This is a genomic window from Glaciecola sp. G7-5 (assembly GCF_055808975.1).
In genome coordinates, this window is sequence record NZ_CM147892.1 from 4,741,661 (window position 1) to 4,768,023 (window position 26,363).

Annotated in this window: 19 protein-coding genes; 6 read left to right on the forward strand and 13 right to left on the reverse strand. The window is 42.5% G+C overall.

From position 1 onward, the window contains the following. Positions 1-55 precede the first annotated feature (55 nt). Positions 56-1,879 (forward strand): RNA polymerase sigma factor RpoD, encoded by a 1,824-nt coding sequence (gene rpoD / locus AC0L6H_RS20845; protein WP_473391303.1) that lies wholly within the window; start codon positions 56-58, stop codon positions 1,877-1,879. 168 nt (positions 1,880-2,047) lie between these two features. Here rpoD and AC0L6H_RS20850 read toward each other — a convergent pair whose 3' ends face one another. The 3 genes from AC0L6H_RS20850 to AC0L6H_RS20860 all read right to left on the reverse strand — a co-directional run bounded on the left by AC0L6H_RS20850 (position 2,048) and on the right by AC0L6H_RS20860 (position 7,135). Beyond that, positions 2,048-2,722, reverse strand: a complete 675-nt coding sequence (locus tag AC0L6H_RS20850) for a choice-of-anchor E domain-containing protein (RefSeq protein ID WP_473391304.1) — start codon at positions 2,720-2,722, stop codon at positions 2,048-2,050. 220 nt (positions 2,723-2,942) lie between these two features. Continuing rightward, positions 2,943-6,068, reverse strand: a complete 3,126-nt coding sequence (locus AC0L6H_RS20855) for an efflux RND transporter permease subunit (RefSeq protein WP_473391306.1) — start codon at positions 6,066-6,068, stop codon at positions 2,943-2,945. Next, the gene (locus AC0L6H_RS20860; protein ID WP_473391307.1) at positions 6,068-7,135 is read right to left on the reverse strand and encodes an efflux RND transporter periplasmic adaptor subunit; all 1,068 of its coding nucleotides are present in this window, start codon (positions 7,133-7,135) and stop codon (positions 6,068-6,070) included. Before AC0L6H_RS20860 ends, AC0L6H_RS20855 begins: the two co-directional genes overlap by 1 nt. 184 nt (positions 7,136-7,319) lie before the next feature. Here AC0L6H_RS20860 and AC0L6H_RS20865 point away from each other — a divergent pair, with 184 nt between their 5' ends. Both AC0L6H_RS20865 and AC0L6H_RS20870 read left to right on the forward strand, forming a co-directional pair. After that, entirely contained in the window at positions 7,320-7,790 is a 471-nt protein-coding gene (locus AC0L6H_RS20865) for a hypothetical protein (RefSeq protein WP_473391309.1), read from the forward strand. Between the two features lie 178 nt (positions 7,791-7,968). Then, positions 7,969-9,726: an acyl-CoA dehydrogenase family protein gene (locus tag AC0L6H_RS20870; protein ID WP_473391310.1), complete on the forward strand. Its 1,758-nt coding sequence runs from the start codon at positions 7,969-7,971 to the stop codon at positions 9,724-9,726. A 60-nt stretch (positions 9,727-9,786) separates the two neighbouring features. Here the strand turns inward: AC0L6H_RS20870 and AC0L6H_RS20875 are convergent, their stop codons facing one another. Next, positions 9,787-11,070: a methionine gamma-lyase gene (locus AC0L6H_RS20875; RefSeq protein WP_473391312.1), complete on the reverse strand. Its 1,284-nt coding sequence runs from the start codon at positions 11,068-11,070 to the stop codon at positions 9,787-9,789. Positions 11,071-11,200: 130 nt separating this feature from the next. Here AC0L6H_RS20875 and AC0L6H_RS20880 point away from each other — a divergent pair, with 130 nt between their 5' ends. After that, positions 11,201-11,665, forward strand: coding sequence for an Lrp/AsnC family transcriptional regulator (locus AC0L6H_RS20880; protein WP_473391313.1), 465 nt, complete (start codon positions 11,201-11,203; stop codon positions 11,663-11,665). A 23-nt stretch (positions 11,666-11,688) separates the two neighbouring features. On the opposite strand, the gene AC0L6H_RS20885 is transcribed toward AC0L6H_RS20880, so the two are convergent. The 5 genes from AC0L6H_RS20885 to AC0L6H_RS20905 form a co-directional block, all read right to left on the reverse strand. Continuing rightward, positions 11,689-11,958 (reverse strand): GNAT family N-acetyltransferase, encoded by a 270-nt coding sequence (locus AC0L6H_RS20885; RefSeq protein ID WP_473394613.1) that lies wholly within the window; start codon positions 11,956-11,958, stop codon positions 11,689-11,691. 38 nt (positions 11,959-11,996) lie between these two features. After that, complete coding sequence (locus tag AC0L6H_RS20890; protein WP_473391315.1) at positions 11,997-12,179, reverse strand: hypothetical protein; 183 nt, start codon at positions 12,177-12,179, stop codon at positions 11,997-11,999. A 157-nt stretch (positions 12,180-12,336) separates the two neighbouring features. After that, entirely contained in the window at positions 12,337-13,209 is an 873-nt protein-coding gene (locus AC0L6H_RS20895; protein ID WP_473391317.1) for an RMD1 family protein, read from the reverse strand. Between the two features lie 30 nt (positions 13,210-13,239). After that, a complete protein-coding gene (locus tag AC0L6H_RS20900) occupies positions 13,240-14,427 on the reverse strand; it encodes a peptidase C39 family protein (RefSeq protein ID WP_473391318.1) in 1,188 nt (395 codons plus the stop codon). After that, positions 14,424-15,881 (reverse strand): RimK family protein, encoded by a 1,458-nt coding sequence (locus AC0L6H_RS20905; protein WP_473391319.1) that lies wholly within the window; start codon positions 15,879-15,881, stop codon positions 14,424-14,426. The genes AC0L6H_RS20900 and AC0L6H_RS20905 overlap by 4 nt, the downstream gene beginning before the upstream one ends. 275 nt (positions 15,882-16,156) lie before the next feature. On the opposite strand from AC0L6H_RS20905, the gene AC0L6H_RS20910 reads away from it, so the two are divergent. Both AC0L6H_RS20910 and AC0L6H_RS20915 read left to right on the forward strand, forming a co-directional pair. Continuing rightward, positions 16,157-17,062, forward strand: a complete 906-nt coding sequence (locus AC0L6H_RS20910; RefSeq protein WP_473391321.1) for a GGDEF domain-containing protein — start codon at positions 16,157-16,159, stop codon at positions 17,060-17,062. Between the two features lie 242 nt (positions 17,063-17,304). Beyond that, positions 17,305-18,645 carry a magnesium transporter gene (locus AC0L6H_RS20915; protein ID WP_473391323.1) on the forward strand — a complete coding sequence of 447 codons (1,341 nt, stop codon included), beginning with the start codon at positions 17,305-17,307 and terminating at the stop codon, positions 18,643-18,645. 39 nt (positions 18,646-18,684) lie between these two features. Here AC0L6H_RS20915 and AC0L6H_RS20920 read toward each other — a convergent pair whose 3' ends face one another. The 4 genes from AC0L6H_RS20920 to AC0L6H_RS20935 form a co-directional block, all read right to left on the reverse strand. Continuing rightward, positions 18,685-19,287 carry an RNA polymerase sigma factor gene (locus AC0L6H_RS20920; RefSeq protein WP_473391324.1) on the reverse strand — a complete coding sequence of 201 codons (603 nt, stop codon included), beginning with the start codon at positions 19,285-19,287 and terminating at the stop codon, positions 18,685-18,687. 80 nt (positions 19,288-19,367) lie between these two features. Further along, positions 19,368-20,912, reverse strand: a complete 1,545-nt coding sequence (locus tag AC0L6H_RS20925) for a carotenoid oxygenase family protein (protein ID WP_473391326.1) — start codon at positions 20,910-20,912, stop codon at positions 19,368-19,370. 86 nt (positions 20,913-20,998) lie between these two features. Next, positions 20,999-21,421: a DUF2141 domain-containing protein gene (locus AC0L6H_RS20930; RefSeq protein ID WP_473391327.1), complete on the reverse strand. Its 423-nt coding sequence runs from the start codon at positions 21,419-21,421 to the stop codon at positions 20,999-21,001. 175 nt (positions 21,422-21,596) lie between these two features. Then, on the reverse strand, positions 21,597-26,195 hold the full coding sequence (locus AC0L6H_RS20935; RefSeq protein WP_473391328.1) for an ExeM/NucH family extracellular endonuclease: 4,599 nt from the start codon (positions 26,193-26,195) through the stop codon (positions 21,597-21,599). Positions 26,196-26,363 lie beyond the last annotated feature (168 nt).

Sequence of the window (26,363 nt, forward strand, 5' to 3'; positions counted from 1 at the left end):
TAACAAGGTCAAAGCATATCCGTATGCTTTTGGTCATTCAAGTTTAAGGTATAATGTGCAAAGCAAGCAGTCCCAGATAAAACTCCTGATTGCCAAGGGTAAAGAACAAGGTTACTTAACCTTCGCCGAAGTCAATGACCATCTTCCCGCCAACATCGTGGACGCGGATCAGATTGAAGACATCATCCGCATGATTAACGATATGGGGATCCAGGTGTTTGAACAAGCTCCTGATTCTGACGAATTGTTAATGCAAGAAACCACCACTGATGAAGATGCTGCTGAAGCTGCTGCTCAAGCCTTAGCTACTGTTGAGAGCGAAATTGGTCGCACCACAGACCCAGTGCGCATGTACATGCGCGAAATGGGTACGGTAGAGCTCCTTACTCGCGAAGGTGAGATAGAAATTGCAAAACGCATTGAGGAAGGTATTAACCAAGTTCAATGCTCAGTTGCAGAATATCCTGAAGCAATTACCTATTTGCTTGATCAATGGGATCTCTACGAAGCAGAAGAAATTAGACTCAGCGATATCATCATTGGCTTTGTTGACCCGAATGAAGACGATGTTGCCCCTACCGCTACTCACGTAGGCTCAGAACTGGCCGAAGAAGAGCTAGACGAAGATGACGACGATGAAGACGATGAAGACGAAGAAGTCGACAACTCTGTTGACCCCGAGCTTGCACGTGAGAAATTCTCAGAACTTCGCGTTCAATACAATATTGCTCGCGACGTCATTGAGTCCAAAGGTCGTTCGCACAAAGCAGCCCGCAAAGAAATTAACGCATTAAGCGACATATTTAAAGAGTTCCGTTTAGTGCCTAAGCAGTTCGACCGCATGGTCAAAAACATGCGTAATATGATGGACAGAGTGCGCATTCAAGAACGCTTAGTCATGAAGTTTTGCGTAATGAACGCCAAAATGCCTAGAAAGGATTTTATAAAAGCATTTGCTGGCAACGAAACTTCTACTCAGTGGTTGCACAAATTACTAGAGGGTAAACAAGACTACGTAGAACGCGTACTTGAGTTTAAAGAAGAGATAGAACGTTGCGTCAGTAAGATGAATGCGGTAGAGCAAGAGACCGGTCTTGTTATTCCTGACATTAAAGACATCAATCGCAGAATGTCGATTGGTGAAGCCAAAGCCCGTCGTGCGAAAAAAGAGATGGTTGAAGCAAACCTACGTTTGGTTATTTCAATCGCTAAAAAATACACTAACCGTGGTCTACAATTCTTGGATCTTATTCAAGAAGGCAACATTGGTTTGATGAAAGCGGTCGATAAGTTTGAATATCGCCGTGGTTATAAGTTTTCAACGTATGCAACATGGTGGATACGCCAAGCGATTACGCGTTCGATAGCCGATCAAGCTAGAACCATTCGTATTCCAGTGCACATGATTGAGACGATCAACAAGCTAAACCGAATTTCACGTCAGATGTTGCAGGAGATGGGTCGTGAACCAACACCTGAAGAGTTGTCTGAGCGTATGGTAATGCCTGAAGATAAAATTCGTAAGGTACTTAAAATTGCCAAAGAACCTATTTCAATGGAAACGCCGATTGGGGATGATGAAGATTCGCACTTAGGTGACTTCATAGAAGATACCACAATCACTCAGCCTCTTGACTCAGCAACCGGTGGAAGTTTGAAAGATGCTACTCAGGAAGTGTTAGCAGGCTTAACAGCCAGAGAAGCGAAAGTACTTAGAATGCGCTTTGGTATAGATATGAATACCGATCATACTTTAGAAGAAGTAGGCAAGCAGTTTGATGTTACTCGTGAACGAATTCGTCAGATTGAAGCGAAAGCATTGCGTAAGTTACGCCATCCTAGCCGCTCTGAACAGCTTAAAAGCTTTTTAGACGAATAGATATAAGCTTAAAAATCGCGCTATGAAAAAGCCAGTGTGAAAATACTGGCTTTTTTTATGTCAGCGTATTTATCTAGCAAGTCATTGAAAACTGTATAAAATGCTGACAAAAAAAATCGCCGCTTGGTACAACGGCGATTTTTTTATAACGGTATACTATGTAACTTTTTACTTACGAGCTTTTCTCAAACCTGCAAAGGCTAACAAGCCAAGGCCTAAAACAGCAACATGAGTTGGTGCAGATACAGGAACACTCATATCAGTATAATTATATATCACCGATACAAGACCACCCGCAGTGCTTCTAAACCCACTTGTAATATTGCCAGCACCCGTTGACGAACTTGTCGCTTGAGCATCAAAAGTAAACGATGCCATATCCATTCCAGTAAACATTGCTAGTGTTGCAGCGTCAGTATATGTTGCTTCTTCATATTGATTAGCAGACAAATCAGAGTAGGTAATTCCTGAAGTACCACCAAAATCTAGGCTTCCGTCATAAGCGGTTGCGCTGAATGTGTTAGTAATACTTGGAATAGTCACTACTAATGTATTCATTAATGAATCAATAAGTAGAAGGTTAGCCGCAAGCGTTGTTGTGATCGTGGTTGGAAACGCATCTCTACTTTCAACTTCGGCACTGCCAAAGATTGAGCCATCAATAGAGAAAGTCACCGAATCAAGAACGCGTGTGCCGCCCATTGTATCGAACTTTGCAAAAGAAAGCGTTTGCTGGAAGTTAGTTGTAGCAACAGCAACGGTGTCAGTTAAGGTTATTGTTGCTGCGTTAGTGAAACCTGCGGCGCACAGCAGCGAGGCTCCACATAGAAGTTTCTTCAACATGGTTTGGTCCCTTTTTAGTTAGAATTAGTTATTAAGAATAATACTACTAAATGTACCAAGTCATTCCTTTATCCTCGATTTCAAGATAGCAATTAGCGTGCCCAATGTGATTTATTCTTTTATTTCAATAGCTTAACTAAAAACATATAGGTATATATTATGAAATGTAAAAAATGCTGACACTTCAAAATATATACCTTTTGTATATTATTGATATTGTTTATAAAACCGTAAGATTTTCAGTCTCACCTTTCTTATATTCCGTTTCAGCCGACAATTTCTCTAATTGCTTGGTTCGTTTCAAAGGAGAACCAGTGTTACGTGCTAAGTATGCATAAGCAGTCGGTACAATAAACAAGGTCATAAAGACACTAAACAGCACGCCAGCGAAAATAACCATTCCAATGACGGCTCTTGATTCTGCTCCAGGGCCTGTGGCTAAAACTAAGGGTAGTGCGCTAAACAAAGTGGTAAAGGCAGTCATTACAATAGGACGTAAGCGCAGCATAGATGCCTTTTTAATCGCTTCCTCAAACTCGGTTCCAGTATCTCTTAATTGGTTAGCAAACTCGACAATCAAGATACCATTTTTGGCTGCCAATCCTATCAGCATCACCAAGCCAATTTGGCTATAAATGTTGATAGAGAAACCAGTTAAATATAATCCGATATATGCACCCACTAAGGCTAGGGGCACGGTCAACATGATGACAAAAGGATGCACCCAGCTCTCAAATTGCGCAGCCAGCACTAAAAATGTAACAGCTAACGCTAAGGCAAAAATAAACACAAAAGATGAACCTGACTCTTGGTACAATTGAGACTCGCCTTTGTAGTCTATAGATACTTCAGCAGGTAATTCTGTAGCAACAATGTTTTCTAAGAAAGTCAATGCCTGCCCTACAGTGTAGCCATCAGCAAGATTGGCACTTATTGTCACCGCACGCATTCTATTGTAGCGATTCAGGGTAGTTGATGTAGCTTGTTCACTCACGTTAAGTAAATTATCCAGTGGAATAAGCTGGCCGCTGCGATCACTTCGTACGTATATGTTGTCAATACTACTGGGGCTTCTATAGTCAGCCTCGTTTCCTTCCATGATAACTTCATATTCCTGACCTCTATCTAAAAAGGTAGAAACACGGCGTTGGCCTAACATTGTTTCTAATGTCCGCCCTATCTCAGAAATGGAAACTCCCAAATCAGCAGCGCGATCTCTGTCTATATCCACCAATAATTGTGGTGAGGTTTCTTTATAGTCTGAATCTATGCGCAGAAGATTAGGATTCTCAGACGCTTTTTCAATTAAGATATCACGCCATTGAACGAGTTCTTCGTAGGTATTGCCTTGCAGTACAAATTGCACTGGACGGCCCAAACCACGACCGCCAATTCCCGAGCGCATTATTGCAAATGCTCTTACGTCGGGTACTTGCGAGAGCTTAGCGCTGATTTCATTCATCACTTCAAATGTCGAACGTTCTCGGCTTTCCCAGTCCGCCATACCCACAATAGCTATTCCCGACGTGCCACCAAATCCCGGAGTACGTACCAGTACACGCGCAACCTCTCCTGTCTCGCGGTAAGGCAATAACAGAGCTTCAAGCTTCGCTAAGTTGCTAGAGTTACTCTCATAGCTAGCCCCCTCTTGTGCTTGCATCAATATAAAGAAGTTTCCTCTATCTTCGCGCGGCACAAACTCTTCAGGAATTTTATCTTGTAATTGAACAATCAAGGCGATGCTCGCCAATATAAGCACAAGCATAAGCAAAGGCTGTTTCATGGTGACACCAAGAGACTGATAATAACGTTTTTCAATCCGTTTAAAGCCTTTATCGATGAACACGCCAAACCCAGACGTACGCTCGCGTTTTTTAAGAATTTTTGAGGCTAGCATGGGTGATAATGAAAGCGCTGTAAAACTTGAAAAAGCAACAGCTGCAGCAATCGCAAGTGCAAATTCAGTAAACAAGCGCCCAATATTCCCTTCTAAAAACACCAAGGGTACAAATACTGATATTAACACTAGCGTCGTTGCGATAACCGCAAAGCCGACTTCTCTTGCACCGCGATAAGCCGCTAAAATAGGCTCTTCGCCCATTTCGATGCGTCGGTAAATATTTTCTAATACCACAATGGCGTCGTCGACCACCAAACCAATCGCAAGCACTAATGCTAAGAGCGTCAGCAGATTTATCGAAAAGCCTAAAGCAAACATGACAATAAAGGCAGCAACTAGAGAAACAGGCACCGTTAGCGCAGGAATTAAGGTGGCTCTGATGTTGCCTAAAAATAAATAAATCACCACCACTACCATCAACATGGCGATAGCTAAGGTGTTGTATACCTCATTGATCGACTCAGCAATAAAAACAGAAGAGTCGTAGCTATTTACGATAAAAATATTGTCAGGTAAAGTCGCTTCAATTCTTTTGATTGCTTCTCTGGCAGAGTTTGCCACATCAAGGGTGTTCGCTTTTGACTGCTTAACAATTCCTAAGCCAATCATATTCACGCCATCGCCTCTAAAATCAGTTTCGTCATCCTCGGCAGCAAGTTCTACAATCGCCACATCTGATAATTTCACCAAGAAACCATCAACACCTGCCGCTACTGTTAAATCAGCAAAATCATCAGGAGATAAGAAGCTTCTTGCAACACGAACGTCAAAGTCGCGGTCTTGAGACTCTACCCTACCGGCCGGCAATTCTACATTTTCACTACGAATAACACGCTCAACATCGCTAACGGTAATTCCACGCGCTGCCATTGCATTTCTGTCTAACCACACCTTCATCGCATAAGTACGGCCACCGCCTAATACTACGCGCGCCACGCCATCAGCCACCGACAACCTATCAACAACAAATCTGTCAGCGTAATCGGTAAGCTCCATCGTATTTAAATTGGTACTGCGCAAGTTAAACCACATAATAGTATCTTCGTCAGAATTGGATTTCGATACTTCTGGTGGGAATGCTTGATCTGGTAAATTGTTTGCTGCGCGAGATATCCGCTCACGCACATCGTTAGAAGCAGCGTCGATATCCCGACTAAGTTTAAATTCAATCGTAATGTCCGAACGTCCATTTCTGCTCGACGATGAGATATTTTTTATACCTTCAATACCGCTAATACGTTCTTCAAGCAATTGTGTAATGCGCGTTTCGATGATCTCAGCTGACGCGCCAGGATAGCTTGTGTTTATCGATACAATGGGTGGATCGATATCTGGATATTCTCGCAATGACAAAAATGTAATGGCCACCACACCGAAGACCAGCAATAACAAATTAACAACGCTGGCAAATACAGGACGTTTAACCGACACATCTGACAATAACATTATTCGTCCCCTTTCACTTCAAGCACATTAACGCTCGAACCATCGCGCACTCTTAGCGTGCCTTGGGTAATCACTTTATCGCCAGCATCTAAACCCGAGGTAATTTGCACCCAGCCCGGTTTACGCTCTCCAATAAGCACCTTGGTTTTTTTTGCCTTATTGTCACCATTAATCACAAAAACAAACTGTTCATCGCCTTCGGGCACAATTGCGCTCTCGGGAACAACCAATGCATTTAATACTCGTTTTTCAAGGTTGATTTGCAACAGCATACCCGGACGTAGCTTCAAATCAGGGTTAGGAATCTGCGCACGCACACGAATAGAACGAGTGCGAGGGTCAATTCTAGAATCGATATTGGTTATTTTGCCTTCAAAGGTTTGCCCAGGGTAAGCGACGGAAGTGGCTGAGATACGCTGCCCATCCTGTATACTTGAAAAATGATTTTCAGAGATTGAAAAGTCAATCTTCATAATGCTCAAATCATCCAAGGTAGTAATTGTGTCACCAGGACGCACTAAACTACCAACGCTCACTTGACGAACACCCAAGCGACCGCTAAAAGGGGCTGATACGATTAAGTCTTCAAGATTGGCTTTGGCGACTTCTCGCTGAGCTAGCAAGCCTTGTACTCTAGATTCTTGCTCATCGAGGAGTTGTTCAGATGCAGCACTTTTTTTAGCGAGCCCCTTAATACGCTCTAATTGTCGTCGTGCTTCTGTCAAATTGATGTTGAGCTCATTTAAACGCGCTTCTTCAGCCCTATTGTTAAGCTCTAAGAGTGGTTGTTTAGCGCGGACTAGATCACCATCATCAAATAATATTTTGGTCACCGTTTGTGAGCGCTGGGCACTGATGTTTACCGATTCGTTTGCTACAGCCGTGCCTAAGGCTTCGACAACAATCGGAAACGCTTCTTCACTCGCTCGCTGCACGACCACCGGTGTCGCCCCACTAGCACCAACGGAAGCCGCTGACTCTTCGCTTGGCAAATTAATAAAAATCAGAAAACCTACCAGTGCTAACACCGCAATCAATAAAGGGGAGAACTTAACAATTTTTGACATAACACTCTCATTTCTAGTAGGGAATGGCCTACCAATAATTAATTAAAAACTTGTATAACGCCGAATGGCAATTTAGAGTACCGACTCACTGTGTGATTATAGTACGTTACTTATGATTAATGGATTTAAATTAACAATATACTTATTTTTGTGCGGGTTTTTATTCGCTTGTTCGAATCAAGACATGCCTGAACCAAGCTGTCGCGTAAATGCCAACCACGCGTCAAGCTATCAAGGTGCTGGTGCGTGTGTGGTAAGACTATCAAACAAATTATTAGTCACACAATTACAGTCAGGTTTATACGACCTGCCTAGTGCAAAAGATATTTCAAATAACGGAAAATTAGTAAAGTCGGCGCAGTGTTTAGCACATCAAGCAATGTGGCAAAACACCGGATTCAATGTGGAAGTACAGCAAGTAGTCGCAACCCAAGCCGATGGCACATGGTTGTTTGCCTGCACCATGAATGCGGGTTTTGATGGCAGCGAGGCACCTTTTGAAGCGCCAAGTTGGAGTCCTTCAGATGTAAAATATGTCGCTTTTATAAATCCTTTTGAAATCGACCTTCACAACTGGGCCAAGCGCGATCAGTTCAATGTAGTACGAGACGCCTACATCCTCAGTGATGTAAAGCAAAGTGTTCACGAACAATAAAGTAAAGTACAGGTGTTTTACAATGGCATTTCACTCATCTGGTCTGATGAGCAATAATACGCTACAATCCTGATTGTTTTTAAAACAGAGCTAGTCAATATAATACATCAACTAAGTCGCTCTTCGTCGCGGCAGTGAACTAGCACCACCCTACATGCAATACGAATAGGAATACGCCATGCATCAATACAAAGCCCCGATCGCCGATTTTCAGTTTTTATTAAAAGAATGGCTCGACCTCGACAGCCACTATTTGGCAGTAGGTGCAGAGGGTATGGATGCAGAACTCGTTAATGAGGTCATTGCACAAGGTGCAAAATTTGCTGAAGAAGCCGTTGCTCCATTAAATAGAGAAGGCGACGAACAAGGCTGCAAACTTAAAGACGGAAAAGTAAGTACGCCAGAAGGGTTCGCAGCCGCTTACCAAGAATATGTCGCCAATGGCTGGAATGCGATGCTGGGTAACCCCGAATACGATGGTCAAGATCTGCCCTACACTGCGGCTGTGCCGATTCATGAAATGCTAAATTCAGCCAATCTAAGCTGGCGCCTAACAACCATGTTGACAGAAAGCGCAGTACTTGCGGTAGACAAGCACGCAAATGATGAGCTTAAGCAGCAATATTTGGCGAAACTGATCAGCGGTGAGTGGACCGGTACAATGAATCTCACCGAACCACAAGCGGGTAGCGATTTATCCTTACTCAGTACCAAAGCGCAGCCACAAGATGACGGAAGTTATGCTATTACCGGAAATAAAATTTTCATAACAGGTGGCGACCAAGATTGGACGAGCAATATAATACACTTAGTACTCGCAAGGCTCCCTGATGCGCCCAAAGGCGTAAAAGGTATAAGCTTGTTTTTAGTGCCTAAATTCTTGCTAAACGAACAAAATGAACCTGCCGACGCAAACAAACTCAGCGTGGGCAGTATTGAAAAGAAAATGGGATTAAAAGCCAGCCCAACCTGCGTGATGAATTTTGATGGCGCGACAGGTTGGTTAGTGGGTGAAGCAAACCAAGGATTAGCGTGCATGTTTACCATGATGAACGACGCTCGTTTCCAAGTTGGTTTGCAAGGTTTAGGTACGTGCGAGGCGTCTTTTCAAGGAGCGCTTAGCTACGCCAAAGAGCGCTTACAATCTAGAAGCCCGCTTGGCCCGCAGCAGGCCGATGCTAAAGCGGATGCCATTATACATCAGCCTGATGTACGCAAAATGCTGTTAACCCAAAAAGCCTTTAGCGAAGGCTTACGCGCCTTATCTTTATTGTACGCGCAGCACATGGATGTAGAAAAATACTGCCGTGACCATCGCAAAGAACAAGCGAAACAAATCTTGGCGTTTTTAACACCTATCTGTAAAGCGTTTATGACCGATATTGGTACAGAAGTCACCAACCTTGGTGTACAAATTTATGGTGGTCACGGTTATATTCGTGAATGGGGTATGGAGCAATTGGTGCGTGATACGCGCATAGCACAATTGTATGAAGGTACCAATGGTATTCAGGCAATTGATCTAATTGGCCGCAAGCTAACGCGTGACGGTGGCTTGATGTTAAATGCGACAGTAGAAATGTTGTCGGCGCGCATTAATAGTATGTCAAATAAAAAGCAGCTAGAGCAAGCCCAGCATTTATTGCATGAGTGGCATCAGACCTCTTGCCAATTGCTTAGTAAAGAGGCAGTCGACGTTGCCGGTGCAGCAACAGATTATTTGCACTACAGCGGTTACATTATTTTAGGTATATTGTGGCTACAAATGGCTGACGCTGCAAAACGTTCAAACAACCCTAAGATAAAAGCAGGGAAAGCAAAAACCTGTGATTTCTACATAAAACGAATTTTACCACGCAAAGACACCCACAAAGCGGTATTGTTGAGTTCTGCTAGTGATTTAATGGCCTTGGGCGAGGACGATTTCGACTATTGATAGTCAATAAGCGGTAAACGAAGGAGTCAAAAACAAGACTCCTTTGTATATTTTCCCTGCTTAGGCACTTTGTTGAAGTGCTTTGGTCATCGCCATCGCTTTAAACGCCTGCTTTATATCATCTAAAATATCGCCTACTGATTCTAGCCCTACTGATAAGCGCACTAAGTTGTCGCTAATTCCATGCGCAGCTCTCTCTTCTGGCGTATAGGTACTATGAGTCATACTCGCGGGGTGTTGAATTAAGCTTTCTGCATCACCTAAAGATACCGCACACTGAATCAAGCTTAGTTTGTCTATGAGCTGTTTACCGGCTTCTAAGCCACCATGCAGTTCAAAAGCGATCATACCGCCAAACATATGCATTTGCTTGCAAGCAAGTCCATGCTGCTTAAAACTAGGTAAACCAGGATAGTAAATAGCTGAGACTTGCGGACAAGACTGTAGGAAGTTAGCTATTTTTTGGGCAGAGCGAGAATGTTGCTGCATACGTAGTTCTAGCGTTTTCAAACCGCGTAAAATGAGCATCGCTGTAAATGGCGACATGCAGGCACCGGTCATATCTTTAACACCTTCTAAGCGGATTTTCTCAATCATCGCCTTCGATCCTGCAACCATTCCAGCAATCAAATCTCCATGGCCACCTAAATACTTCGTCGCTGAGTGCACGACAATATCAGCGCCTAAATCAAGAGGACGGGTTATGAGTGGTGTCGCGTATGTGTTATCTACAACTGAAATAACATTGTGCGCTTTTGCTACCGCTGATACCTCCTCAATGTCAATCAAACGCATGTTTGGGTTGGCTGGCGTCTCATAATAAATAACTTTAGTCTGCGTGCTGATTGCCTTTTGCAATGAATCAATATCACTTAAATCGAGATGGGTAACTTTTACCCCAAATTTACTCAAGCCTTTGTGTAAAAACGCATAAGTGCATCCGTATAGGGTCTTATCAACTATGATTTCATCACCAGCGGCCAGCAATGTCCACAATGTTGAAGTGATGGCCCCAATACCTGAGGCGACTGCAAGACCCGCTTGTGCATGCTCTAAACAAGCAAGCCTATCTTCAAGCACACTTAAAGTAGGGTTTGAAATACGTGAGTAAAAATGCCCTTCTTGTTCGCCTGAGAATAAGTCAGCACCATGCTGTGCACTTTCAAAGGTATAGGTAGAAGTAAAATGCACCGGTGGATTTAATGCGCCTTGATGATCGCGGGCATGATAACCATGGTGTATGGCTTGGGTTGCAAATCCTTGCGTTTTGCTGTCATTTGTTGCCTGACCAATTGTTTGTAACTTCTCTTGTGAACTTTGGCTTTGTAGATAGGATTGCTTCATTTTATATTCAACCAGTGATTATACACAGCTTGATAATATGCCAATACATGCGCAATTTTATTGCTTTATATGCCACAATTAATATATATTTTAGAAGTATCTATAACTATAACGATTTAACTAGCAATTTATGGACAAAACAGACAGAAACATTATTCGTGCATTGCAAATGAATGCTCGTATGACTAATCAGGAACTTGCTGACACCGTCAACTTGTCTCCATCTCCTTGTTTACGACGAGTAAGAGCACTGGAAAAAAATGGCATAATAAAATCTTATACGCTAGAGGTAGACAACGAAGCCTTTGGATTACCCGTAACGGTCTTTGTCAGTGTACAACTCGATAAACATAACAAAGAAGTTGTCGCGCATTTTGAAAAGCAAATAAAGTTACAAGAAAAAGTACTTGAATGTTTTGTAATGACAGGCCGTGCAGACTATTTATTAAAAGTGGTCGTTAAAGATTTACATGATTATGAAGATTTTGTACGCCATAGTTTGCATTCCATAGGCAATATCGCCTCTATCGATACCAGCTTTGCTTATGGCGTAGTGAAAAAAACGAGTTTATTACCTGATCATCATATTGTGTAGACTGCGGAGTTTAGCCTTCAGAACTAGCCTATGTACTTTTGCCAAAACATAGCGTCACCGAGTTCTGGATTCAACTGATATGCACTAAAACCTGATTTTTCATAAGCTCTAATTGCCGACTTATTGCCTTCAAGCACTTCAAGGGTCAACTTGGTGCAACCAAGCATGAGCGCCACCTCTTGAATTCCTTTTAACAAAAATTGACTAACATCTTGTCCGCGCACTTCAGGGCTTACTGCAAAGTCATGAATATTCATCACCCCTTTGCCTGAAAAAGTCGAAAAGCTCTCTATACAATTTGCGAAGGCTACCGCAACACCGTCTTTGTAAACTAAAAAGAATGCATGTAGGGCCTTGAAGCGAGGGCCTCAGGAAGTGAATCAAGTACATTTTCTGAAATTGCTTCGCCACCGCCCATAGGGTCCTTCGCATACATTTGCAACAAGGAGAACAAGTGTTCAAGGTGAGTTTGGTCGTTGTAGTCCACTTTACTTAAAGTAAGCGTATGATTCATAGTCAGTCCTCGCGTCAAAACATCTGACAAGATGCGGTTATTTTTTAGCTATCATACTGTAAGCATTGAGTGAAGTAGAGCCCATTTTAAAATCAGTGCAGCAAGCTGTGCACTGATTAGCTGTGATAGAAGTAATTTTGGTTTTTCGAAAATGTACTTAATCGCCTATAAAGTAAACTAAAATATCAACGGCAATCAGAATGATAATAATCCATTCGAGCGACGCTGCATACTTGTGATGTTGCTCTGTAGCGAGCATATCTAGCAGTTCATTAATGGTCGTTAGTTTTAAATTCAAAAGGTTTACGCGAGGTTTAAGCTCCAAATAAGTACTCATTTTCGCATATAAACTTTCTTGCTCAGGGTATTGCCAAAAATATTCGGGCGTATCAAGCAAGTTAAAGTGCAATAAGATGTCAGATTTGGTTTTAAACAGCTTTCCCCTCTCAATTGACAATGCTTTTCTCGACAGGGGTATTTTACCTTTTGTTGCCAAACTATCGGTCAGTCCTGAATGCTCATTAATCGTGCTTTGCGCCACCGATTCGAAATGCTCAAGCTTGCTTGATTGTGCAAGTGCATGGCTGATACTTAATAAAGTATGAACATCGGTATTAGCAATATGAATAAGATCATCACGGACCAAGAATGCGCTATTGGTATCAAGCGCATAGTGAATATCAAATATTCCTTGAACGGCCGAAACTTGACTAATGTGCTTGCTAATCTGCGCAATAAGCGACTGTCTTTTTGACTCAATAACTGACCAAAATACAACAACACCGTAGTCAAACAGAAATGCGTTACCACGGGGTAAATCGATAAACAATGCATCTTTATATGGTTGGCAAAAAAATTGATGGGATAGTGTCTTGCTCACCAAACTCAAATCAATATGCTTACCTAGTAATTGCACATGGATAGAGCGCTTTTTTACTTCACCGGCGCCGTCTTGTGAGCCTTTAGGTGTTTTTACTGCCAGCTCGATACTTTGTATGACTGGATTATCCATTGGGGTATTAGTACTCATAATTATGTCTCGCAAAAAGCATGCTTAATATTATTTGCGCAATATAATCGCGGTGCGCAAACGGGCTTTCCCATAACGGGTATAACGCTCAAATTTATCTAAACTGACCGGTACATGCTGGCGTTCAATAACATGCTCAGTTGGCTCGGGGTCATGTATGTATAAGAAATCGTCGTCGATGTGCGTCACGCTAACCCAGTGCGGCCCTTTGAAGCCATCAAATTGATAGCTACTAATTAGACACAAAACGCTGTCCCCACTAATTAACGCCTCTTTAATGTGGGAAACGTTAAACTCCTCGTAGCGTAACTCGATATTCTTTTGCTTAGCCTGTTGTAAAAAACCGTGCTCAACAAAAGCTAATATACTTTTCTTTTGCTCGCTTCTAACACTGGCTAAAAATAAGGGTATTGGCTGGTTTATAAACACTTGTGGTTTGAAACCGTAAGTTTCTGCTGCCAAGGCCAAGCCTAGGGGATGTGTTCCACCATGCCCAGATGTCATAAAAATGGTGGTTGCGCTACGCCATATATCAAGCTCTGCTTGCTGACTAAGTTCCACAGTCTCTTCTTGATTAGCCATAGCCATTAACAACGCCGCTGGCCCACATGTAAAATCAGTCGTTTGTTGAAAATAAGGATAGGCGCGCATATTTTTAGCATTAACATCTGACTTCATTGTTTTATGCTTGTTTTGTTTTGCACCTGCTACACTATTATTCGCCATATCTAATAACGCACTTTGTAAAATAGGTTTTTGCATTCGCAGCGCATCGCTATTGTCTTCATAGTAAGCAGAATAAAAGCCAAAATCTCGGTAGCCCATACTTCGATACAAGGCAATAGCATTGTGGTTAGTAGTAGACACTTCGAGGCGCAAAAATAACTTATTCTTGGCCACACAGGCTTCCTCTAATTGGGTAATCAATGCTTTAGCCACGCCAAGGCCGCGTGCCGTTGGTAACACACCCAAAGAATATAAACGGGCCAAGCTAGTTCCTTTGCGCATAATAGCCAAGCCATAGGCAATCACTTCGCTACCTTGTTGCGCTAAGAGTAATACTTTATGTTTCGCTTTGAGCCAATACACCATTTGCCTAGCCGACAAACGGTCATTAGCAAAACAAGTGTTTTCAATGTGCAATAATGCTTGTTTGTCACTCATTTGTGCTTGTCGGTAAACAATCGTATCGGAAGCGATATGTGCACGGGTGTTCATGACAATGCTTTACCACGTTGTTCTAAGCGCTCAACAAACACCTGCATGATTTGCTCATACAGTGCTTTGCCTAAATACTTGTCTTCAACGTCGCTCTCTATACTTGGATTGTCGTTAACTTCAATAACGTAGGTTTTATCACCTGCTTGTTTAATATCAACGCCATACAATCCATTACCAATGAATTTACAAGCGCTAGTCGCGGCATCTATAACATGCTTTGGCACTTCAAAGGTTGGCAAGGTGTCAAAATCGCCAGATTCACTGCTATTGCCATGGTTGTATATTTGCCAATGATTACGCGCCATGTAATAGCGACAAGCATAAAGAACCCGTCCGTTTAGCACGCCAATTCGCCAATCATATTCGGTGTACAGAAACTCTTGCACCAACACCAATGCCGAAGCATTTAGCATCTGCTCAAGTTTCGCCGCCAACTCAAGCTCATCATTGACTTTATACACGCCGAGTGAAAATGCGCTTTCGGGTAGTTTCAAGACCATAGGGAAACCAAATTCTTGGCTTAGCTCATTGATAATCGTCGCATTACTTTGCTGTATAAATCGCGTACGTGGCGAAGGCACTTTGTGGTAGCTAAAAGCATCATGCAAGAATACTTTATTGCAACAACGCAATATTGAAGTTGGGTCGTCAATTACCACCAAACCTTCTTTTTCAGCCTTGCACGCCAGCTCGTAGGTATGATTTTTTATTTCTGTTGTTTCGCGTATAAAAAGCGCGTCATACTGGCTTAACATCGTGAGTTCTTTGCGCGTCACAAGTTGAGCTTTGATGCCGACTTTACTGGCAGCACTAACAAAGTGTTTTAACGCTTTTTGATCACTGGGCGCTGTTTTTTCATCAGGGTTGACCAAAATCGCCATATCCCAGCGTGCTTTTTTATGATTGCTGCGGGTACGCCAAATCTGCTTGGTAAAAAGATCAAGTTGCGCATAGAATGCCTCGAATTCTTCGGGGCTAAGGACACTTGCATCAGCACTGACAACATGCGCGGTAAATTGTGCGTCCACTTGTTGCAGTTTCACATGTAAAATGGGCATGGCAAACTGTTGGAATAAATACGCTCCAATTTTACTAAATTGACTTTTTACGGTTTCTCCAAAAAACACATAAAACTCACCGTCTGTGTCTTTTTCAATAGCCTTGCAATGCTTCTTCAACAAACTAATTTGCTGCGCTGATTCCCCTTTTAAAAAGGCTAAATCATTGATCGTTCGAACGCTTGGTAATACCCTGTGATTGCGAGCCTCAGCTAACAAAGAACAATAGTAGCCTTCACTCAAATATTTTTGTGTGTCACATAGATTTATTACGCGTGTCTGTGGCTCATTTTTTTTAGGATAATGCGCTAGATAATCTTCAAAACTGATAACTTCTGCGTGTAATGCACTAAGTTGTTCTGTGTAGTCGCTAACGACTAGGGTTTTTGCCATTGGCTTACGGATCCTTAATATAATAATAAGCTTTTTGCCTGTACCGAATAGACAAATAAGAGGCAAACAAAGTCACAATTTTGTGAAAAAATAATTTTTCTTATTTAATAAAGCAAACTCAGCATTATTTTAAAGCGATGAAACTTATTTATCCGCTCTTTTTTTAAACAATATCTGTACAAATATTGACAGGTCGTGGGGTTATATGCTTGAATTACGCCGTGTTTTACTACTTAAGTACTAATAAAAGTATTAAGTAAATCGCAAGGACACAAATGAAAATCTTTCTAATAAATGAAAATAATAAAGAAAGTGAATGGCTTACCTCAACGCTAAAAATATCAAAAAGAGTAGCGTCAGTTTTTTGCTATGAAAAAGCTATTGACCTAGGCATTGAAGACACGGGGTTTTATTCAGCCTTTATTATTGTTAGTCAAGATCAGTTTTTACCCCTGCGCAGACAGTTGTCAAAACATTATTCTGCCAAAGATCTGCCCTGCCCCATTTTAATTTTGTCTGAGTCCTTCAATAGTTTTGATGTAAGCGGCTATGCTAACTTGACGATTGATGCCTTTCCGGTTACTGCTGTCACTCCGCAAATACTCGAATATTTGTTACTCACACTTAGGCGTGATTTTCGTAAAGATATGCGCTTAAAAAAATTGGCGCATTATGACGCCCTAACTGGCGCAACAAATCGCTATCTCTTTACTGACCGCGTTAAACAAGCTATTGCTAGGGTAAAGCGTGTTGGTGAGAGTCTATCTTTTATGTATTTTGATTTAGACAAATTTAAAAATATTAATGACATGTACGGACATGACATAGGCGATGATTATTTGCGAATGTTTGTTAATATCGTGAGTGATTGTATTCGAGATACAGATACGTTTGGCCGCTTAGGCGGAGACGAATTTGGCCTATTGTTACCAAAAACCAATGAAAGCGACGCCGTGGCATTAGCAAAACGCATTATTAAGAGTCTAAGCCAAGCACGCAGTATTCAACATCTTAAGCTCGGCATAAAGACATCAATTGGTATTGTGGTGGCACAAGAGAACGATGATATCGACAAACTAAACTACAAAAGTCTCACCCTATATGCCGACAAAGCGGTTTTTGCGGCTAAAAAGAAGGGTTCTAACCAATTTAGTGTTTATAAAAACCCAGAGTTCGCTTAAGCGTTTTACGCCAATCGTCATGCTCGCGAAGGCGAGTATCTCCTCAAAAGCTTAGTAAATCCGATAAAAGCCTGCGTTTTTGCGTGTGATTCTAAAGATTCTTGACTTCGCAAATAGGAAAGAAAAAAGAGCTTCGCTGACAGGGGCTAATTATTTTCTCGTTTTCTGTTACTTAGGCTATTACATGACCGTTAAACCAACTACTATATGTAACATCAGGTCAAACTTATCAGCGAGTATATATGGCAGAATACCTTCCCGATTTAATTGAGGAGATTGTTGCATCGGATGATCTTTCAGAAGACATCAATTTGGCAAATACAATAGCCGCAACAGACGCAGAAAACCTCGCATTATTACTTGAATCTGTACCCTTAGAGCCGCGTTTAAATAGCTGGCAACAAATTCCTAACGCCAAAAAGCTCGACGTGCTTGTTGAAATGCGTGGCGACCCGCGTGAAACCGTTATCGCCTCGACTCCCAAAGAAGAATGGGAAGTCATTTTTCAAAATGTAGATGCAGAACAACTCCTTGAGATATCAGACACCTTACCTAACGACGTTCTCGATATGGCCTTGGCCGCCATGGGTAAACAACAGCGTCAATTTTTCCAAGACGCGAGCCAATACAAAGATGCGCAAATAGGACATTGGCTAAACCATGAACTGCTCGTTTTACCTATCAATGCGAAAGTAAGGGATGGTTTACGTGTATTACGCAGGGAATTGCCCGAAACCACTGAGTGCATATTTCTACTGAACCGGGCAGGCCAATTCTCGGCAGCGGTAAAATTGAGTAGCTTGTTTGGCGCCCCCGAACATTTACCCTTAGTCGACTTATCTGAAGAATCTATCGCCGTCGTGAAAGCTGAGCAAGATGCCGTGCAAGCAGCGCGGGAAGTGCAAAGCAGTGGCTATATTTCTTTGCCGGTTGTAGATGATAATAATAAGTTATTAGGTAGGGTTGATATTGTCACTGCATGCGAACTTGTCAATGAGGACTATGAACGCCAAGTGATGTCATCGGCAGGTATGGATGAAGACGAGGATTTATTTTCCTCTGTCCCTAAAAGTGCAAGAAAACGCGCAATATGGCTAGGAATAAACTTAATGACCGCCTTTTTGGCATCGTGGTTTATTGGTTTGTTTGAAGCAACATTGCAAGAAGTCGTAGCCCTTGCGGTACTTATGCCAGTAGTTGCAAGCATGGGGGGCATTGCAGGTAGTCAAACCTTAACCCTAATTGTACGCGGCTTAGCCTTAGGCCAAGTAACAAAAAGTAACCGCAAAGCACTTTTGGACAAAGAAATAAAAGTTGGTATTTTGAATGGCTTTATTTGGGCATTTGTTGTGGGTGGTATCGCCTATCTGTGGTTTGACAGCAGCCTATTAGGTGCTGTTATTGGCATCGCGATATTACTCAATATAATTTCAGCCGCCATTACAGGTGTGTTGCTGCCGGTGCTATTGTCGAAGCTCAAAATTGACCCAGCCTTATCAGGCTCAGTTATATTGACTACGGTAACTGATATTGTTGGCTTTGTTGCCTTTCTAGGCCTTGGTAGTATTTTTTTATTATCGTAAACAATAGCGTGTCAAGCATACCAAATTCACTAGCTCAATTCAGTGCAAGTACACTGCATTGAGCTTTGCAATTGCTCTATAGTAGCTCATTTTAACCTTGCTCTCTTTTAGGCCTAGCGTTTTTGCGATTTCTAAAAAAGACAAATCTTCAATTAAACGATAAGTAAGAATACATTGCTGAAGCTGCGATAACTTTACGCTGCAATTTGCTAGCTTTAGGCTCAATCGGGCACGGATATCGTCAATACAATCAAGATCAAAAAGTGCATCTTCCGAGAGTACATCCATGATAACGATGGCCTCATGACAGCTAAGCACTTCATCAAAATATGAAGAGAGTTTTGCGTTTGTTTTTTGTTGTTTGCGATAAACGTTCGTGCACAGATTAAATGCAATTTTTAGCAGCCATGTTTTCAAACTCGACCTATGTTCAAATGAATCAATGTGCGTGAACGCATTTAGCATTACGTCTTGGCAAACTTCTTGGGCGTCGGCTTCATCCTTTAAATAAGCTTTACAAAATGACAAAACACTAGCGTAATGAATACTAATATCTTGGTAAGAAAAGTCCGCGAGTTTGGAACATAAGACCTTTTCAGTACTTAACGAAGCATCCCAAATATTGTTCGACGAAACGTGCATCAAAGTCCTTAAGCAAAGTAAAACACTGTGTTAATTTTGCGCGAATATATGCTGGTTTTACTGTTTGTACAAGTTATTTTTTAAGCCTTAATGTAGGTCCCATGAAAGCCCAGTGGAATTGTTCTATCCATAGTCGCTTGAGCGATTGGTCCGGCCCTTAAATTGTTTGCTTCAAACACATTTACACCCGTCTGTTTACGCGTACCCACATCTAAAAACGTTTGCAAAATATAGCCTGGGTGATTGCTTTTTAGCCCCGGCAATTGCGCTGCGCTAATCAGTAAAGGTTCTTCAACCATGACGCCCTTAGGGTAGCGAAAATAATCTACTTCTCCTTCATAAGGCTTAAACGCCATGACGGTGTCAGCATGAGCGCTTAACTTCGTGCTTTGGCTCACCCCAAAGATCGTACTATTTTGGGTTACGGAGTTTTCGTCAAACCCCGGGAATTCAAGACTAGTCTGACTTTTTACCAACATCGCTTTGCCGGTGTGTATGTTCGCAACCACCGTTGCTGCAAAGGCTTGCTCAGGCTTATCCTGTTTACCCGAATGCATTAAATCCGCCATTCCTTGGCTCATTAAGTCAGCATTTTCATACCAACACATGTTTACTTGTATATTGCCATTTTGCTCTGTCGCATGGCCAAAATGAAAAACAAAGCCAGCGGGAAGTTCGAACCATTTTTGCGTACTTAAATCATTTTTATCAACGACCAACATTCGACTTCCTAAATGCGGCTGCCACTGAAACTTTTCGATGAAATTTTTGCCTGCACTATTGCTAAAAGTATGGGGCGGTAGAATAAATATGAGCGACTTTTCGGTTTGTGCAAAATCATGCATATAAGCTCTAAATGGCATGTCAATAACGTGATGTTTATTCAGGCCGGTTTTAGGCACAATATGATAAATGATAATTTTGCCGCTTTTACCTGCATAGGGAGCAAAACCACAATTCCACATATTACCTTTAGTATCAATTAGGGGGTGCGCTGAAAACGGCATGTTTGCAAAATCTTCATGCCATGTTTTTACCCCTTTGGTTGCTAAAGTATTTGGCTCAACGCTATAGGCAGAGCCTCCTTCCCACAAGGCTAAAAGCTCGCCGTCCCAATCTTGTAAAGCCGTATTGGCGGTATTAATACTGTCATTATTGCGACCATATAAACCGTCTGAAAAAGTGGTGCCGGTGCTATTATATAAAAATTTCTTCGCCTGTTCTTCTTGTTTATATTTGCTCGTTTGGATAAATTGACCACTGTGGCTCACGCTACCATTTTTTATCTCAAATTTTTGTATCATGCCGTCACCATCAAACCAGTGATGATAGCGAATATTGTCTCGTTCAAATTTAGCCGGTCCATTTCTAAAGTAACTACCGCTGAGCGCCTCTGGGATTTTTCCGTCTAGATTCATCAATAGTGGTGAATAAGCGTCGTTATCAACCGAACGCCACCCAAGCTTCCAATCATAGTCGGTGCTTGCAGTTCCATTTGCCAAACTCTGCCCGGCTCCCAATAACGAAGCGCTTACGCCAATAGCGCCCAGCGAGCATGCGCTCTTTTTGATAAAATCACGTCTAGCGACGCTGGTGGCTTGAGTTACTGAGTTTGTTACATTCATATGGTGGCTCCTATGCCCCTTAAAGACGGGGCTTGGCTTTGTGAAATGCTTATTTAGAATTGATAGCGAGTACTAAAACGACGACACTAACGTACAATAATTTCAATCTTAGCGGCATTTTGTAGTTCAAAAGCGGCATCGCTAAAAGCGGGTTCACCAAATCTGCCCACGTTGTTGCTAAAGCCATAACCTTCTTTTGGTATGCCAAACATATTTGTATCTAACTTGCCGTTACTGTTTACATCATGAAAAAGCTTTATCGCGTAGGTTCCACTTTCTAAGTTAGTAAAGGTATACGAGACACTTTTGGCATCTGCGGGAACAAAAGCGGTTTGTACCGGACCGCCTTGGCCATTGTAATTTTCTTGTGAGTTGTACAGTGCGACAAGCAAATTACCTTCCGTTTTCTCAATGTCAGTAAAGGTAACGTCTAGTTCCCCTGCGATTGCTGTGCTCATAAGAGTAGAAGTAATTATTGCTGCGCTGATTAGTGTATTAAGCGTTTTCATTGTATTCATCCTGTTGATTGAGTTGACAGGTTTAGAATAGCGGTATGCGGCGAATCTTGAATGTGCCAAAGGTTGTTTTATTAATAGTGACTTTTGGCCTATTGGAGAAATTTATAAAAAAGCCGGTCTGCTTTAAAACAGACCGGCTTTTATTTTGGTCAACAACTAAGCAAGTTTAGCGCAGAGTTGATTTTTTCGATGGCGTGATTCTAGCTTGAGATTTCTGAGCAATAGCTTCAGCAGAAATAGCAACCCGGCTTCTACTTATGCCAGAATTTCCAGCCGGTGCGCCCGCTAGTCGCGCGGCGCGATATAGAGCGCGCCACACAGTTAGGTCACTTCTGTCCACTTGTCCGTCGTTATTCAAGTCATAAAGAGGATTAATTTCCTCTGAATCTTCAAGCGGTACTTGGGTCGCACGCATAATGATGAAGTAATCTTCATAATCGAGTATGCCGTTACCATTTGCATCACCTTGTAAACCAGGTTCTTCAAAAGTTAATCCAACAATTATCGGATCATGGTCTGATGAACGATATTCTGTGCGATCAGCATAACTTAATGGTTTTGCTGTTGTTGTACGGAAGAAGTTATCAGGGTATTCAAATACTCTTGGCTCATCTGAGTTTATATGCCATTCAGCAACACCTGTGACTAGTGCCTGCGCTTTTGCATTCGCTAACACATAATCTAAGGTGCCAAACTCATTGTTAAAGGTATAGCTATACGCCGTTGGACCATGTTCAGCTCTAGCAAGGTCAACATAACCGGCACCGTTTAGCGCGATAATTGGGTCTTCTTGCGCGTAAGCGTTAAGGTCACCTACTATCATTATCGCTTCGTCGGCAAAGGTAGTAGCAAGGAATACCTGCAAGGCTTGCGCCGCACGGGTTCGGGTTAAATTACAGTTCCCTTGGCCATTCACGGTGTCATCATCACCTGCACCACAACTACTGCCCTTAGACTTGAAGTGGTTAACGTTAACAACAAATGTATCACCGGTCTGATTGACGATGAATTTTTGCGCAAACGAAGGACGATTGCGGTTAGTATCAAACAACGGACCATCGTCATCGGCGATAGAGTTTTCGGCATTAAGTATATGTAATTCACCAGCCAAAGAGACCACGTTGGTGTTGTACAACATACCTACTGAAATCTCATCTTGTCCCTCTTCAGGTTCGCCTGCATCTACAAATGCATATGCTTGTTCGCCATAGGCTGCGTTTACTGCATCAACCAATTGGGCAATCGAACTGTCAGGGCCGTAGCCGTCGTTTTCAATTTCCATTAAGCCAATAACACTAGCGTCAAGCTGCACTATGGTTTCAACTATTTTTTCACGTTGCTCTTCATATTCCTTGAAGGTTTCAGCACCGCGGCTAGTTGGGAAACCACCTTCAGCACCGTCACCATTAAATAAGTTAAGCACATTGTAGCTGGCAACCTTCACATTGCCTTCAATAGAAGGTGGGGCTGGGCGTTCAGCTAAAATATAATTGATATTACCAACAGGGCGTAAACGGTAGTTATTGAAAGCGTAGTCCATAACATATTGTGAATTGGTCACGATGCTACCCACACGTAAACTATTGCTTGTAGAAAGCTCACCGAAGGTATCAGGAATGCTTGCATAAACACCATTTAGCCCATCATCTAAAATAAACTGATTGTTCGCATTTTCAGCGGCCAATGCAATTGCTTCCGGTGAACCAGGCAAATGCAAATGCGTAGGCACAAATAAGCGTGAGCTTGATACAACAGCTTCGCCTAAGCGATCATAATTTGCAGTACCTGCCACAATCAGATCTTCAAGGTTAGTTATCAGCATGTTCTCTAGCGCTTCTAAATTACTCTGCTCATCAAGTGGCAATGTTAACACGCTAGCACTAGGCATCGCCGCGTTGCCACATACTGGGCTAAAGGCGTCTGCCACAATTTGAGTTTTACCAAAAGCTTCTCCTGCAATACCACGTACTCTTACTACTTCACCTTCGCTTAACACGGGCATTGGCATATCGTCTAAGTAAACGAACAAGCCTTCTGAAGTGTTTGCATCAGCGTCAGCATCAAAGTCTTCTTCTTGTATAAAGAAGCCACCAAGAGGCTCAGCTAGCAAGGTGACTACACCCTCTACAACAACTTGGTCACCTAACAGTGGTGTTGCATCACCACTCCCTTGCACCTCATGCATTAAGGTTGCTGGGTCTGCACACAGTCCAAGTTCAACGTCTACCGGATCTGGGTCAGTCCCGCTGTCAAGGCCAGCATATAAGCCAACATCACTTAAATCGTCTTTGGCAAAGCCGTCCCATTGAATGGCAGGGTCAAAGACATCATTAGGATCAGTATCTCCAGTAGTTATGCTTAGTTTACGGCGTATTGTATTGTCTTTGGTATTAGTTGGGTCAGTTCCCCAGCCCGATGAGGGTCTATCACCAATTTGTCCGATAGCATCAATTACCTCGCTACCTTTCATTAGTACGACGGCATCATCGCCATTAAATTGCAGGCTACCGCTTAGTTGTGTCATTGCAGTTATCACAGGTAAATTAGCGTCTGGGTGGGCTAATACAAACACACTTTCATTTGCTAAAGAACCTTCCAGAGTAATACTATAACCCGTTGTTGTGTTGCCATTTTGATATCCAAGAACAGAGTAATTACTTAAATCGACAGTACGGCCTGTTATATTCACAATTTCTAGTACTTTATTAAAGCCTCCGCCTTCAACGTATTCAGAAATAAATAGCTCCGGAGGCGTGTACTCATAGCTGCCTAAACCGATTTCCTCACCCGTGGTTTTGCCCTCAAGCTCGTCTTTGCCGGCAAATATCCAATTTTCTACGACAAAGGTTGCGCTGGCATTAGTATTGTTTACGCGCTTCGCATAACTATCGAGATACTCCCAAACTTCGCCATTACCATCTACATCTATATCACCGTAAAGGTCGACAACTTCGCCATTACAGAAAACTTCAATCGCATCGTCGCCATTTATAGAAACGGCATTACTGGTATAAGTAGGAGGTGCACCAAAATATGTCACAAAACTTATCTCGTTAGTACCGATGGTGATAAAGCTACCCGCACTTGCCGCAACCGCTGGGAAAGTAAACTCTTCACCATCACTGCCGTTGCCATTATTGGCACTACCTACACCACATATTGATAAATCAGGAATATCTTGTGCTACGTACAATTCAATCCCTTTTGGTACGCCACCTGACAATGTAGCATCAAACACAGTTGTTAATATTAAGGGTGAATTGCTAGTACTTGGGGGATCGATAGGATCCGTAGGCGGGTCAATAGGATCAACCGCTTCATCACAAGTATCAGCAGGGTAGATCAAATCAATCCATTGAGGGTTATCAACATAAGGGTTTCGATTACCTTGATACTGATAAATTTTGTCATGGCGCAAGCGTTCTGCATCATCTACAGGGTCGGCCTCGCTCCAAGCTAATAAAGTACATAATTTACCTAGGCCGGTTGGACGAGCGGCGCCCACCACATTATCTAAGACTAAATCAGGTGTATCTTCGCCTGACTCGCCCTCATAACGAGTATCCATATACATCATCATTCTTGCGATATCACCTTTAACCGCATCGCGAGGCTCAAATGAATCGCCGTCTACCCGCGTGCCTGACTCTGGCGCTTCAGCAAGAGGAGCATCACTGTTGTCAAAATCTAAATTGCCGCGTGTTGCGTTAATCGATTTATCTGAGGGGCGCAAATGGTGAATGTCGGTAAAGGCCATCTCAAAATCACCACCAAAGCCACGACTGCTAGGCCAGCTATGCTCACGATTCCAATTGTCATCATCACCGCTTTGAGAGCCGCTGCCATTACTAAATTTAGCAAGTGGTGTACCCTTATAAATCAGTATAATGTTATCTGGATCATTAGGGTCTTCGTCTGTTGCGGTCAACGCACTCCATACTTGTGAGTAAGTCAAGCGTACATGATTTGCCTGTGTCGCATCATTAATAAGTGCCTTTATCTCAGCAATATCTGCATCTGTTGCATCAGTTGGCAAGTCGGCCACAGCACTGTAGATATTGCTGTAGAAAGTAGCAGCATCAAAAGTACTAGGATCTGCAACCGGACTTAAATCAGGACAGTTAAAACAAGGGGCTATTAATTCGCCATCACCAGGCGGTGTTGGCGGCTCTACCGGAGGATCAATAGGCGGTGTAGCGTCGGTTGTATGTGCTCCTAAGCCATCAAAAGTATCTTGCGCAAAAGCTTCCCATTCAATCGAAGGGTCAAAGTCATCACTAGGATTTTGATCCCCCGTAGTAATAGAAGATTTACGGCGGATACTCGCGTTTGAAGTAGAAACACCGTTTTGTGACCACCTACTTCCTGGGTCTTCGCCGAGTTTCCCGATGACGTCTACAACATCCCCATTACTATTTCGCAAAATAAGTGTGTCGTCACCATTAAAATTTATATTTGCGAGTATGTTTGAAACGCTCGTAATTCCCGCAGCGGTATCGGGATGCTGATTGCCAATCACATAGGTGCTGGCGGCTTGAAGCGTGTACTCAGGGAAACTAACCGTGACGTCAACACTCGTGCCGCCATTTCGGTATAGTTCAACTACATAGTCGTTTAGGCTCACACTATCGTCGCCCGAATTGTAAATTTCTAGTGCTTTGTTGTTTCCAGAGCCTTCAATATATTCGGAGAAGAATACACCGGCATGGGCTTGGTAGCCAATACTCGAGGCCATCAACAATGGTAGGATTTTAGTATAGGTCATGGTCTGTCCGTTTTATTATTAGAATTCATACACCTGCACTAGAGTACAGGTTGAGTATTAATCTTATGTGACAAGTTTTTGGCGGTCTAGTACTTATTTTTTGTGTTTGTTTGGGGTTTGATAGCGAGACATAAAAAAGGCTATAAATAACAGTTATTTATAGCCTTT